Genomic DNA, 13,048 nt, shown 5'->3' on the forward strand with positions numbered 1-13,048 from the left:
GACGAGCCAGGACGAGACTGATCCCACGGCTACAGGAATGAGGAACAGTCATGGCGTACAGGGTCGGATACTTCGTCGGAAGCCTCTCGTCCACCTCGATCAACCGCATCCTCGCGACGGCGCTGATCAGGCTCGCTCCATCCGATCTCGAGTTCTTCGAGATCCCGATCAGAGACCTCCCTCTCTACAGTCAGGACTACGACGCCGACTACCCCGCTGTGGCGGTGGATCTCAAGGAGTCGATCGCTTCGGCGGATGCCGTGCTCTTCGTCACACCCGAGTACAACCGTTCGATCCCCGGGGGACTCAAGAACGCGATCGACTGGGCCTCGCGACCGTGGGGTCAGAACTCGTTCGATCACATCCCGGCCGCCGTCATCGGAGCATCGGTCGGTGCGATCGGCACGGCCGTCGCCCAGCAGAGCCTGCGCGGCGTGCTCAGCTTCTGCAACGCCCGCCAGATGACCGCCCCCGAGGCCTACATCCAGTTCTCGCCCGACACCTTCTCGGATGACGGCACGGTCACGAACGAGGGCACGGCGAAGTTCCTCCGCGACTACCTGGTCGAGTTCCGCGACCACATCGAGCGCGTACTCACCGTGCTGCCGCGCGACACGGATTCGTGAATCGGCCGCCTCGCAGGTCGTTGCGGCCGCTACGTCACCGCATCCGCGTAGCCTGAAGGACATGACGCTCACGAAAGCCCGCACCGCCGCCGAGGTCGTCGACTGGAGGCGTCGGGTCTTCGCCCTCTACGACGCGGTGCGCCGCGCGGACTCCGCCGAAGAGGCGCACGAGCTGTGGCGCATCGAGCGCGACGACCTGATGCTGCATCACGCGGCGACCCCGCTGCTGGCTGACGACCGTCCGCTCTTCGAGGGGCTGCCGATCGCCTCCTACGACCCGCAGTGGCGCTTCGAGCTGCCCATCCTGCCCGCGGAGCCCGGCGGCTTCGACTTCGCGACCGGCACCGACGGCGTGGTGCCGTTCGAGCGCATAGGAAGGGTCGAGATCCCCGACACCGGATCGCTCGACGTCTGGCGGCTGACGACCTACGGCGGTGGGATCTTCGTCCCGGTGCGCGACGCGCTCGCCGGTCGTCCGGGCGGCACGTACGGGGGAGGCCGCTACCTGATCGACACGATCAAGGGTGCGGACCTCGGATCGGATGCCGAGCGCGGCACCATCGTGCTCGACTTCAACTTCGCCTACAACCCGTCCTGCGCGTACGACCCCGCATGGGCGTGCCCGCTCGCGCAGCCGGGCAATGTGCTGCCGGTGGCGGTCCCCGTGGGCGAGATGTACGGCGGCGCAGCAGGCTGAGCATCCGGCCTGCATATCGCGGCGGGGGAATACCGCACCCCTCGCGCGCCTTACCCCTGAGCGTGACTCTCTTCGAACCGGCCGTCTTCGGCGCCCTCCAGTTGTCCAACCGCGTCGTCATGGCGCCTCTCACCCGCACGCGTGCAGATGATGACGGCGTGCCGACCGAGACGATGGTCGAGTACTACCGCCAGCGGGCGGGTCAGGGCCTCATCATCTCGGAGGGGACGTGGCCGGCGGCCGAGGGCAAGTCGTACTCCGGACAGCCCGGCATCGTCACGACCGAGCAGATCGCCGGCTGGCGGCCCGTCGCCGACGCCGTGCACGACGCGGGCGGCACCATCGTCATGCAGCTGATGCACGGTGGCCGCGTCTCTCACCCCGCGATCTCGGGTGAGCCGCGCGTCGTCGCCCCGAGCGCACTCGCCGCTCCCGGCCAGACCCACACTCCTGAGGGCAAGGTCGACATGCCTGTCGCCCACGCCCTGACCCTCGACGAGATCCCGATGGTCGTCGAGCAGTTCGCGCAGGCCGCGCGCAACGCGATCGCCGCGGGCTTCGACGGCGTCGAGGTGCATGGAGCCAACGGCTACCTCGTGCAGGAGTTCCTCTCGCCGGTGTCGAACATCCGCGAGGACCAGTACGGCGGATCACCCGAGAACCGCGCCCGCTTCGCCATCGAGGTCACCCGTGCGGTCGCGGAGGCCGTCGGTGCCGACCGCACCGGCATCCGTCTGTCGCCGCAGCACAACATCCAGGGCGTCCTCGAAGAGGACGACGACGACGCGCTCGCCACCTACCTCGCCGTCGCCAAGGGCCTCGCACCGCTCGGCCTCGCCTTCGTCGACATCCTGAACGCCGCCCCGACGAGCGAGCTCGTGCAGCGCATCCGTCGCACGCTCGGAGCGCCCCTCATCATCAACTCCGGCTTCGGTTCGCCCACGACCCGCGACGAGGCGGAGATGCTCGTCTCAGAGGGATGGGCAGATGCCGTGGCCGCCGGCCGACCCGTGATCGCGAACCCCGACCTCGTCGAGCGCTGGCGTGAGGATGCCGAGCTGAACGAGCCTCGTCCCGCGCTATTCTACGGCCGCACGGCCGAGGGCTACACCGACTACCCGTCGCTGGAGTCCGTGCGCGCCGACGCCTGATCGTCAGGTCCAGGGGCTGAGCGGTTGCAGGCGGCGCAGGCCGCTCGAAATGCCCCTGTCGGAGTGGGATCGCGGAGCGTACAGTGACCGCATGATCACCGACGATCCCACTCTGACGAATCCTGATCACTACCGGACGCTCTGGGAGAACGAGTTCGTCCGCGTGCTCGAGTACACCGATGAGCCAGGTGATCAGACGACTCCGCACGACCACCCGAACACCGTCATGATCACCCTGAGCGACTTCTCGCGTCGGCTCACAGCCGGGGAGCGAACCTTCGACACATCGTTGACCGCGGGCCAGGCGGTGTGGATCCCGGCCCAGCGGCACTCGGGCGAGAACACGGGAACGACGCCGACGCACACGATCCTCGTCGAGCTGAAAGGGGACGCGGCGGGAGAGGCTGACGCGGGGACGCTCGGACCCCGAGTCTGACAGGGCCGAAACGCGGCGGCTCAGCGCCGTACGACCCGCGCCCGCGTCTTCGCGACGCTGGTGAGGGTGGCGCGCACCGGCGTGCCCAGATACAGACCGAGCGAGGCCCCCGAGGCCAATGCGATGCCGATGACCACGGCGTCGACCAGCGACCCTCCGATGCCCACCACGCCCGATGCCGACCCGGCCGAGTGGATCATCTCGAGCAGCCCCTGGAACACCGCGACACCGGGAACGAGCGGCACGATGGCCGCCGTCGTCACCGCGACCGACGGCACATGCAGCTTCACGGCGATCAGCATCCCGATGAAGCTGGCGAGCAGTGCGCCGATCGCGCTCGCCGCCGCCGGGTGCAGGTTCACGCCGACCATGGCGGAGTATCCGGCGATGGTCACGGCGCTGAGCAGCGCGCTGACGAGGATGATGCGGATGCCGGCGCCGTTGAAGACGGCGACGGCGATCGCGATGATGATCGCCCCGAGGAACTGATTCAGCAGCGGACCGAACGGGGCCGGGTCGTCTGGCAGGCCCATCGTGAAGCCGAGCACGCTGCCGACTTCGAGGCCGACGAGGATGCCGATCACGACGCCGAGCGTCTGCATGGTCAGGTCGAGGATGCGCCCGCCCGCGGTGAGCGCGAACCCGTCGATCGCGTCCTGCGCGGCACCGACGACGGTGAGGCCGGCGAGCATGAGCACGATTCCTGAGGCCACGATGATCGAGGGGCGGATGCCGACGAACGGCTCGATGCCCGCGGAGCCCAGCGCCGAGACGGCGACCGCGACGACCGTGGTGACGAAGCCTCCGGCGATCTGGCTGAAGAACAGGGGGACCCTGGCGCGGGCGAGACCCGCCTGGGTCAGTGCCGCACACAGCGCCGCGACGAAGGTGAGCCCGACGATGAGCGCCGAGGCGCCGAGCATGATGCTGACGCCGACGGCCAGCAGCGCCCTGGCCACGATGACGACAGGCTGCTGGTAGCGGAACGGCACGCGGCGCAGCACGCGGTAGGCGGTGCGCGCCGATTCCAGATCGAGGCCGTCGTCGATGTCGGCGACCAGGGCCTGCACACGCTGCAGCTTGGCGTGGTCGGGCGCCGCCACCCGCACGACGCGCACGAGCGTCTCGGGCCAGACCTCACCGCTCAGGTGGAACGACACCGTGATCGAGTTGTAGGTCACATCGACCTGCACGTCTCGCATGCCGTACGCGGCGCAGACGCGGGTGATGGCCAGCGTCACCTCGTGAGCGGAGGCACCGACACCGAACATCGATTCGCCGATGCGGGTGGCGAGATCCAAGACCCGCGGCACGGTGCGTTCGTCGATGACGGGCATCGCCTCGGTGTGGGCGACGGCGGAGGGATCGGTATGCAGGATGCGCTGCACGGAGGCGAGCAGTCGCCGCGGGGGGTTCGGGGACACCTCCCCATTCTCCCCTTCGTCAGGCGTGCGCGGGAACGTCGAGACGCTCTGCCGGCGGTGCGCTGCCCTCTGCGGGCTCGGGCACGAGGTAGAGACCGCTCGGCGCGCTGGCCGTGAACGCGAGGGCTTCGATCCAGGCGCGGTTGATCGAGGGCTGACGGCTTCCGCTGTACTTGAAGACGAGCGAGCTGCCTGCGTGCACCCAGACGGTCGTGCGGCCGCCGCCGACGCTCATGTCCTCGCGCCAGGTGAAGCTGAAGGGCTCCCCTCGACGCAGCTTGGCCGTGATCACGAGCTGCAGGTGCGTGAGGGCGCGGTCTTCGATGTCGGCCTTGACGCTGCCTTCGTAGACGAGCTTTCCCATCATGATCTCCTCACTGCGCCACGGAACCCATGTCATGAGACGCGATCGGATGATCACCGGGGGCGATACCAGCATCCCATAATATCGTGGGCCGGCGGCTGTGCATCCGCCGGCCCGCACACCGTCTTTCAGGACATGCGACCGAAGGTGGCGTCGATGTCGGCCATCTCCATCGCGGCGGTCGCCTCGATCAGCGCACGCAGCTCCTTGTCGGCACCCGGCGAGAACTCCTCGAGCCGCTCGGGAGAGATCGTCATCGGCACGCCGACGGGCGCCTGCTCGCTGGCATCCAGGGTGGTGCCGTCGTTCGACGGCGAGGCGCCCTGGAAGATCTTGCCCGCTTCGGACTGCGCGGTCAGATCGAACGAGTAGTTCTTGCTCTGCAGACCGAGATCGAGCAGCTTCTTGACCTCGGGGAACTGCTCGGCGTTGGTCTTGGGAATGGGCAGCGACGTGCGCCAGTTGACGCCGAGGGTCTCGAGCGCCTTGGCATACGCGTTCTCGTGCGCCTGGTCGCGGACGATCAGGTACGAGATGGTGCTGCGGGCGGTCTTGTTGTCGGTCATCTCGTACAGTCGGCACTTCTGCAGGCGGCCGGTCGACTCGAGCATCAGGTTGTAGAGCAGATCGAGCACGAGGTTGCCCGAGTTGTAGACGTAGCTACCCGACCACGGGTTGCCGACCGCGTCGACCGGAAGGGCGCCCTGAGCTCCGACGAGGTAGTGGTGGATGTTGCTCGTGTCGAGGGCGATGTTCAGTGGCGTCGCACCGCCGGCACCGGGCTTGTCGACCGGGTCGGTCGGCTTTCCCTGATACTGCGGCGATCCGTCGAGCAGGCGTGAGATCGTCGTGCCGATGAGCTCGACGTGGCTGATCTCCTCGGTGCCGATGCCCTGGATCAGATCCTTGTACGGCTTGCCGTCGGGGCCTCTGAAGTTGATGCTCTGGAACAGGTACTGCATCATCGTGCGCATCTCGCCGAACTGTCCGCCGAGGCCCTCCTGCAGTGCGTTCGCCGCGGCGGGATCCGGCTCGTCCTGAGCGATCTCGTTGATGAACTCCTGAACGTGGAAATACATGTCGGCCTCCGTCGGTCGTTGCTGGGTGTGGGGCCACTGTGCGCCTCAGCGACGGATCGACACCCTCCCTCGACGTGGCGAGGGGATGGACGTACTATGCGTGCCGACGGAGAGCGGCCGGCCCCACACCCGCACCGGGGAATTGTCAAGGCCCGCTGTGCGCGGACGCGACCGGCGTACCGTCGGCATCAGAGCCCGCAGGACACCACAGTGGGCCGTAGCGGAGCTGTTCGTGTCGACAGCGGATGACTTCGGAGAAGAGGTCGTCATGGACGCCACCGGTCAGACCATCCGCACTCGCCCACGCGACACCGCGCGCGGCGGATCGAGCACCTTCACCGAGCTGGCGCAGCAGATCCGCGAACGCGGACTGCTTCGCCGTCGGTACGGCTATTACTGGACCAAACTCATCGCGGCCCCGCTGGTCGTCGCCGTCAGCCTCGCCGCCTTCGTCTGGATCGGCGACACGTGGTGGCAGCTGTTCACCGCTGCTGTGCTCGCGATCGTCTTCCTCAGCATCCGGATGATCGGATTCGTCACGCTGGTGTTCATCGTGCTGTCGCCGGGCATCGCGTTCGTGTTTCTCGCGGTGCAGCTGGGCCTGTTCGGGTTCTACATGGGCATCTCGTTCGCGCCGAACCACAAGGGCATGCCCGTGGTTCCGAAGGACCTGACCCTGGACTTCCTCCGGAGGCAGGTGCTGATGAGCCGCAACGTGCGGGGGAGTCGCGTGATCGACGTCGTGATGGGCGGCCTGAACTACCAGGTCGAGCACCACCTGTTCCCGTCGATGCCCCGGCCGCACCTGCGCCGGGCAGCGCCGCTCGTCGCCGCCTACTGCGAGGCGCACGATGTGAAGTACACCCAGGTCGGGTTGTTCGCGTCCTACGCGATCGTCGTGCGCTACATCAATCGGGTCGGACTCGGACAGCGCGACGTCTTCTCGTGTCCGCTCGCCGAGCAGCGCGCCCATCTGGTCGCCGCGCCGCGCTGACCCCCGCCCACCGAGGGCGAGGTGTGTCAACCCTCTGTCGTATCGAGCGCGAGCGACGGAGGGTGGGCATTCGACATCCCCCGAGGAGGACACCATGAAGGCACTCACCTGGCAGGGCACGCGCAACGTGACGGTCGAGGAGGTGCCCGACCCGGTCATCGAGCATGCGACGGATGCGATCGTCCGGATCACCTCTTCGGCGATCTGCGGCTCGGATCTGCACCTCTACGAACTGCTCGGCCCGTTCCTCGACAAGGGCGACATCCTCGGCCACGAGCCGATGGGCGTCGTGGTCGAGGTGGGAAGCGCCGTGCGCGATCTGGCGGTCGGCGATCGAGTCGTCGTGCCGTTCAACATCTCGTGCGGCCACTGCTTCTTCTGTCTGCGCGGCCTGCAGTCCCAGTGCGAGACGACGCAGGTGAAGGAATACGGCAGCGGCGCCTCGCTGTTCGGCTACACGAAGCTCTACGGGCAGGTCCCCGGCGGGCAGGCCGAGTACCTCCGGGTCCCGCTCGCCGACTACAACCACATCAAGGTCGCCTCCGACCTGCCGGACGGGCGCTACCTCTTTCTCAGCGACATCCTGCCGACCGCCTGGCAGGGCGTCGAGTACGCGAATGTGCCGGACGGCGGAACGCTCGCCGTGATGGGACTCGGGCCGGTCGGCCAGTTCGTCGCCCGCGTCGGCGCGCACCGCGGTTATCGCGTGCTCGCGGTGGACCCCGTCGCCGAGCGACGCGAGATGGCCGCCCGACACGGCGCCGAGGTCTTCGACCTGACCGACGATGTCGTCGCAGAGCTGCGAGACCTCACGGACGGACGAGGGGCGGATGCCGTCGTCGACGCCGTCGGCATGGAGGCGCACGGCAACCCGGGAATCAAGCTCGTGCAGCGCGCTGTCGGTCTGCTGCCCGACCCCGCCGCAAGGCAGGTCTTCGACAAGGCGGGCATCGATCGCCTCGCCGCCCTCTATGCGTCGATAGACGTCGTGCGCCGCGGCGGCACGGTGTCGCTCAGCGGCGTCTACGCCGGGGATGCCGACATCATGCCCATGAAGACGCTGTTCGACAAGCAGGTCAGCATCCGCATGGGCCAGTGCAACGTCAAGCGCTGGATCGACGACCTGATGCCGCTGGTCGAGGATCTCAGCGACCCGCTCGGCGTGATGGATCTCACGACCCACACCGCACCGCTCGAAGACGCTCCGGGTCTCTATGAGACCTTCCAGCGCAAGGCCGACGGCTGCATCAAGGTCGTGCTCCAGCCCTCCACCGTCTGACGGTGACCGCCGGCTGTGCAGCCCGTACTGCGCAGCCGGCTCACGTTTCTGTCAGCCCCGCTCGGGCTCCGGACTCAGCCGGCCTTTCCCTCGGCGAGGTATCCCAGCCGGTGCAGGGTCTCGGAATTGCGCCAGCGCAGCAGAGGAGCGGTCAGCACGCTCGGCACGAGGGTGGCGGGGCCACGCACCGGCTCTTCGTCGATGCGGACGAGAGATCCGTCGCCGTGCGAACGCACTCGCAGCGTGACGCGGGCCTCGCCGATCGGCCACCCCTTCGCACGCATGACCATCCGGTGCGGGGGATCCCATTCTTCGACCACCGTCGTGTCGTCGAGCAGGGCGGGCCAGACGCCCACCGAGTGGTGCAGTTCGGCGCCGGGCTGCGGCCAGGTGTCATCGACGTCGCGCATGCGCGACGCGCCGACGACCCACGCCGGGTAGAGCCAGGCGTCGGCCAGCACCCGGAACACGTCATCGGGGCGGCAGTTCATCGTGCGCACGTTCTTGGCCATGTCGGCTCCTTCTGTGACGGTTGCCTTCATGCTCCTGCCTCCGCGTCGATCCACCGAGGGGGTTGACGGGCCGCGTGCGGCGCCGACCGGCCGTACCACAGACCCCGCATCGGCGCCTCCCCCTGGAACAGCGCACGCGTCTCTGCGAACGTCGGGTCATGGCACTCATCGATCTTCCCGTTCGCGCCGCTCGCAGACTCGGCGCTCTCGCGCACGACGACGCACCCACTCTGCTCACCCGCGGTTACGGCTTCGGTCCACGGATCTGGCGCAGGGTGCGACCGGGTGCGAGGTCGGCGCCGATGCGTCTGCTCGGTGACGACACCGTGTTCGTGCGCGGCGTCGAGGGCGTCGAGCTGTTCTACGACGAGACCCGCATCGCGCGCTCCGGGGCGATGCCGGCCCTGGTGCAGGAGAGTCTGTTCGGCCACGGCTCCGTGCACAGCCTCGACGGTGACGCGCACAAGCACCGCAAGGCGACGTTCATCGACGTCGCCTATGAAGACGAGCAGGTCGAGCGGCTGACACCATGGCTCGAGCGCGAGTGGCAGAGCGAACGTCGGGCCTGGCTCGACGGCGGAACCCGCAGCGCCTACGACGCGGCGGTCGGTGCGCTGGGCCGAGCGATCATGGGGTGGGCCGGTGTGCCCGGCACGCCCGCAGCGAAGACACGGTGGGCGGCCCGGCTCGCCCAGATCGTCGACGGCTTCGGCTCGCCGTACTCACCGGAGTACCTCGCCGCTCTGGCCAACCGCTGGTGGTCCGACCGCCACTCCGCGCGGCTCATCGAGGCCGTGCGGCACGGTGCGCTCAGTGCTGAGCCGGGGACAGCGCTCGAGCAGTGGGCGCACCACCGCGATCACGATGGCGAGTTGCTGCCCGCGCGCATCGCGGGGGTCGAGCTGCAGAACAGCATCCGTCCGATGATCGCCGTCGCGCGCTTCGTCGCGTTCGCCGCCAAGGCGCTGAACGAGCACCCCGAGTGGCGTGAGCGCATCGCCGCCGAGGCCGCCGAACGGGGCGCCCTGGTCGGTGGACCGCTGTCGATCATGTTCGCGCAGGAGATCAGACGGACGTCCCCGTTCGTGCCGATGCTCCCCGGGTGGGCGATCGCCGACGTCGAGCTCGACGGGCAGAAAGTGTATGCCGGTGACCGCGTCGTGCTCGACATCCTCGGCACCAATACCGACGACCGCTTCTGGGCGCGTCCCGAGCGGTTCGACCCGGAGCGTTTCCGCGATGTCGGCGCAGACTACGAGGCGCTCGCCGCGTTCATCCCGCATGGCGGGGCCGACGTCGCGACCGGCCATCGATGCCCCGGCGAGAAGCTCGCGATCGCGGGGCTCGCCGCAGCGGTCACGGTGCTCAGCGACCCCGGTCTGCGGATCCTCGACGACGGGCTGAACGTCAACCGGCGCCGACTGCCCACGAAGCCCCGCTCCGGGGGCAAGGTCCGCTCGGCGTCGGCACCCGCGTCGGGCGGGTGTCCCTTCCACCGGTCGTGAGACTGCGCCTGGTCGGGGACTCGGCCGCGAGTGCCCGACCGGTACGGTAGGGCACATGTCACAGGCCCTCCGGACGTTCGGGCGCATCATCGCGCGGCACTGGCCCGCGCTCATGGCCTGGTATCTCGGCGGCGAGGCTCTGCACCGTGTGCTCATCGAGTTCGCCGGATTCGTCGGCGGCCACACCACGCTCGGGGGCCTGCTGCTGCTGCCGCTGGCGGTCGCCGCTCGTCTCGTCTCGTACGTCGCGATGTATCTCACGGTGCGGCCGTCGCTGCCGCACAGCCGCAGGGAGGATGCGGGTGGCATCCGCGAGTTCGGCTCGGCCACGCTCGCGGCGATCCTGCCGTTCTTCGCGTTCTACACCGCGTGGGGTCTGCTCGACGCCGACCAGATCGAGTTCTTCCAGATCGCGCTCGCCGTGGCGCTGCCCCAGTCCGGGGAGGGATTCTCGCAGATCGGCGACCGCGGCGGACTGATCTCGGTCGGTGTGCTGCCGGTGACGGTGCTCGTGATCGCCCTGGTCGCGCGACTGCTCTTGACCCGGTTCGCCGCCAGGCTGCCGCGCTGGACGATCATCCTCGCCACCTATGCCGAGGTGCTGTGGACATTCATGCTCTTCACGCTCGTCGCACGGTGGTGGACGAGCGTCCTCGACTGGTTCGCCGAGCGCCAGGCGGTCGGCTGGCTGCGAGGATTCGGCGACTGGTTCGCCGTGAACCTCGAGCCCATCGCCGCGGTCTGGGAGGGAACGACCTGGCTCGTCGGGATCCTCGTCGCCGCACTCATCGTCCCCGCTGCCTGGCTCACCGTCGCCGGCGTGATCTTCGGCACGACCTTCGACTCGACCCCGGCGTTCTCGCCGTTCGGTGGGGGAGCGGCACGCGGCGCGGCGATGAGCATCGCGCGCACCCTGGTGATGCGGCTCGAGGGCCTCTGGGCGGCCGTCACGGTGATCTGGCGCGGCGGACCGCTGCTCTTCGGCGCCTACGCGCTGGCCTATGCGCTGTGGGCGTTCGCCGAGCAGGCGGGGACCCGCGGCGTGCTGCTGATCATCGGCGGCCATGAACGGTGGTTCTGGGCCGGGGTCTTCCCCCTCATCACCGTCGCGATCGCGGCAGTGGCCGAACCGCTGAGGGTGGCGATCGTCGCGACGGCGTACGACAGCGTCATCGGCCGCCCCCGCTCTGGCCTCGACACCCGTCCCTCAGGGGTCGATGCGGAAGCGAGCGAGGTCGTCGTCGCTCCCCTCGATGTCGAGCAGGAAGGGACCCTCGGCGTCCTCGGGCAGCAGGAACGTCAGCAGGATGCGGTACGACGCCGATTCGGGAAGGCATGAGTTCTCGCCTTCGTCGGAGGGTACGACGAGGTTCTTCCGAGAGCTGAGCCAGGTCCGATCCCTGTCGATCTCGGTGAGTGCGGCCTGCCCGCAGAGTGCGGCATCCGACCCGCCGCTCGACGCCAGTCGGATGCTGAGCACGCGTGTGTCCTCGGGCGTCTCGAACTCACCCCACTCGGTCGGGCCGAGCGTGAGCGTCTGCCCCGCGATGTCGACCGTCGACTCGGCTTCGATCACGCGATCGGTCGGCCGGATGCTGGGCACGATGTCGAGCCACACGGTGGCACCGAGCATGGCCACGGCGGCGATCGCCAGCGCGATCAGTGCCCTGCGCTGCCTCCTCCACCATGTCACGGCGCCCTCAACTCGGGGTCGTCGAGCTCGATGCTCGAAGTGCGGGGCAGATCATCGAGGTCGAGCGGGATCGTGATCAGGTCGTCGAGCTCGGCGGTGAGATACGACGAGGTGAGCCGCAGCTCGGCGCGTCCGGACGTGACATCGGGCGGCAGCTCGAAGGCCAGGGTGCCGACGGTGTCGATACCCAGCCGCAGCGGGGTCGACATCAATGACGCATCCGGTCGCTCGCTCGCCTGGAACACGTGGTCGCCGACGGCCAGCGTCGCCAGATTCATCGCAGCGTCGACTTCTGTGTGCGCGGCCGAGGCGATGACCGTCACGACGAGCCAGTTGCCCTCCGCGCTCCAGTCGGCACCCGGCACCGCGACCTCATCGGCGAAGGTCGCATCGGTCGCCGCCGCGATCAATGTGCGCGACTCGACGGGTTCGCCGAAAGATCCGCGCACCTCGGTGGGGCCGATGACGTCTTCGTCGGTGGGGGTCACGGCGGTCACGGCACCGGCGGCGATCACCAGGGCGGCACCGAGCAGCCAGGGCGTCGCGCGCCTCACGGTGCCTCCTGCGCGGTCATGGAGATGCGCGAGCTGAGTGCGGCGGGGCGCCAGCTGACGGCTCGCGACGAGAGGACGACCTGTCCGCGGCGCGTCTCCACCTCGTACACGTCGAGCGACACCGCACCGTCGGGGAACGCATCCTCGGGAATCGTCCAGGCGAAGGTCACCTGGCTGGGGACGCCCGGCTGCAGGACCACCTGCCCCGATGAGCCGTCGGCTCGCCATACGTCGACCGAGTCGGTCGCGGTGACGCCCTTCAGCGCGAGGAGCGGACTCTCGGTGTTGACGAACCCCGTGCTCACTCGGTCGGCGGTGGTGCCGACCCCGATCGGTGAATTCGAGAGGTTCTCCATCCGGGTGCTCATCACGAGGAACTTCTCGCCCGGCTCCGCCTCGAGGTACTCCGATTCGATCTCGGTGGCGAACTCGGCGCCGAGCACGGTGATCGCATACATCGAGGTGCGCGCCTCGTCATCGGGGCCGAGCATGGCCGGCGACGCCTCTGCCCGGGCGAGCCCGCCCATCGCCGCGACGACGATGGCCAGGGCGACCAGGGCGGCAGCCGCCACCCAGATCCAGCGGGGGAGCTCTGCGACGGCGTGCGCCCAGCGCGCGAGTGCCGCCCGAACGACGGTTCCGGCACGCGCGGCAGCAGGTGCGGCGAATGGCGCGGCTGATCGCGACGCGCCGTCGTGATCCCCCGTCTTGCTCACGAGGTCAGCCTACCCAGG

General features: G+C 68.8%; 14 protein-coding genes. 8 read left to right on the forward strand and 6 right to left on the reverse strand.

The window, feature by feature from the left end:
* Positions 1-50 precede the first annotated feature (50 nt).
* The 4 genes from OPU70_RS11230 (at position 51) to OPU70_RS11245 (ending at position 2,910) form a co-directional block, all read left to right on the forward strand.
* Entirely contained in the window at positions 51-626 is a 576-nt protein-coding gene (locus OPU70_RS11230) for an NADPH-dependent FMN reductase (protein WP_042540025.1), read from the forward strand.
* A 61-nt stretch (positions 627-687) separates the two neighbouring features.
* Entirely contained in the window at positions 688-1,323 is a 636-nt protein-coding gene (locus OPU70_RS11235) for a DUF1684 domain-containing protein (RefSeq protein WP_042540026.1), read from the forward strand.
* Between the two features lie 62 nt (positions 1,324-1,385).
* The gene (locus OPU70_RS11240; RefSeq protein ID WP_042540027.1) at positions 1,386-2,474 is read left to right on the forward strand and encodes an alkene reductase; all 1,089 of its coding nucleotides are present in this window, start codon (positions 1,386-1,388) and stop codon (positions 2,472-2,474) included.
* Between the two features lie 91 nt (positions 2,475-2,565).
* The gene (locus tag OPU70_RS11245) at positions 2,566-2,910 is read left to right on the forward strand and encodes a cupin domain-containing protein (RefSeq protein ID WP_042540152.1); all 345 of its coding nucleotides are present in this window, start codon (positions 2,566-2,568) and stop codon (positions 2,908-2,910) included.
* Positions 2,911-2,930: 20 nt separating this feature from the next.
* Here the strand turns inward: OPU70_RS11245 and OPU70_RS11250 are convergent, their stop codons facing one another.
* The 3 genes from OPU70_RS11250 to OPU70_RS11260 form a co-directional block, all read right to left on the reverse strand.
* Positions 2,931-4,334, reverse strand: coding sequence for a threonine/serine exporter family protein (locus tag OPU70_RS11250; protein ID WP_042540029.1), 1,404 nt, complete (start codon positions 4,332-4,334; stop codon positions 2,931-2,933).
* A 19-nt stretch (positions 4,335-4,353) separates the two neighbouring features.
* A complete protein-coding gene (locus OPU70_RS11255; protein ID WP_042540154.1) occupies positions 4,354-4,698 on the reverse strand; it encodes a DUF7882 family protein in 345 nt (114 codons plus the stop codon).
* 128 nt (positions 4,699-4,826) lie between these two features.
* Positions 4,827-5,777, reverse strand: a complete 951-nt coding sequence (locus tag OPU70_RS11260) for a manganese catalase family protein (protein WP_042540031.1) — start codon at positions 5,775-5,777, stop codon at positions 4,827-4,829.
* A gap of 232 nt (positions 5,778-6,009) precedes the next feature.
* Between OPU70_RS11260 and OPU70_RS11265 the strand changes: the two genes are divergently transcribed.
* Together OPU70_RS11265 and OPU70_RS11270 are read left to right on the forward strand one after the other, a co-directional pair.
* Positions 6,010-6,771: a fatty acid desaturase family protein gene (locus OPU70_RS11265; protein WP_446499968.1), complete on the forward strand. Its 762-nt coding sequence runs from the start codon at positions 6,010-6,012 to the stop codon at positions 6,769-6,771.
* Positions 6,772-6,865: 94 nt separating this feature from the next.
* Positions 6,866-8,050: a zinc-dependent alcohol dehydrogenase gene (locus OPU70_RS11270; protein ID WP_498557795.1), complete on the forward strand. Its 1,185-nt coding sequence runs from the start codon at positions 6,866-6,868 to the stop codon at positions 8,048-8,050.
* Between the two features lie 74 nt (positions 8,051-8,124).
* Here the strand turns inward: OPU70_RS11270 and OPU70_RS11275 are convergent, their stop codons facing one another.
* Positions 8,125-8,562, reverse strand: a complete 438-nt coding sequence (locus tag OPU70_RS11275) for an SRPBCC family protein (RefSeq protein ID WP_309691192.1) — start codon at positions 8,560-8,562, stop codon at positions 8,125-8,127.
* A 158-nt stretch (positions 8,563-8,720) separates the two neighbouring features.
* Between OPU70_RS11275 and OPU70_RS11280 the strand changes: the two genes are divergently transcribed.
* Both OPU70_RS11280 and OPU70_RS11285 read left to right on the forward strand, forming a co-directional pair.
* Complete coding sequence (locus OPU70_RS11280) at positions 8,721-10,067, forward strand: cytochrome P450 (RefSeq protein WP_498557796.1); 1,347 nt, start codon at positions 8,721-8,723, stop codon at positions 10,065-10,067.
* 55 nt (positions 10,068-10,122) lie between these two features.
* A complete protein-coding gene (locus OPU70_RS11285) occupies positions 10,123-11,406 on the forward strand; it encodes a hypothetical protein (protein ID WP_498557797.1) in 1,284 nt (427 codons plus the stop codon).
* Positions 11,407-11,756: 350 nt separating this feature from the next.
* On the opposite strand, the gene OPU70_RS11290 is transcribed toward OPU70_RS11285, so the two are convergent.
* Positions 11,757-12,314 carry a hypothetical protein gene (locus OPU70_RS11290; RefSeq protein ID WP_498557798.1) on the reverse strand — a complete coding sequence of 186 codons (558 nt, stop codon included), beginning with the start codon at positions 12,312-12,314 and terminating at the stop codon, positions 11,757-11,759.
* Positions 12,311-13,030: a hypothetical protein gene (locus OPU70_RS11295; RefSeq protein ID WP_498557799.1), complete on the reverse strand. Its 720-nt coding sequence runs from the start codon at positions 13,028-13,030 to the stop codon at positions 12,311-12,313. The genes OPU70_RS11290 and OPU70_RS11295 overlap by 4 nt, the downstream gene beginning before the upstream one ends.
* Between the last annotated feature and the right edge of the window lie 18 nt (positions 13,031-13,048).

This window comes from Microbacterium sp. SWDP-B6 (assembly GCF_059803615.1).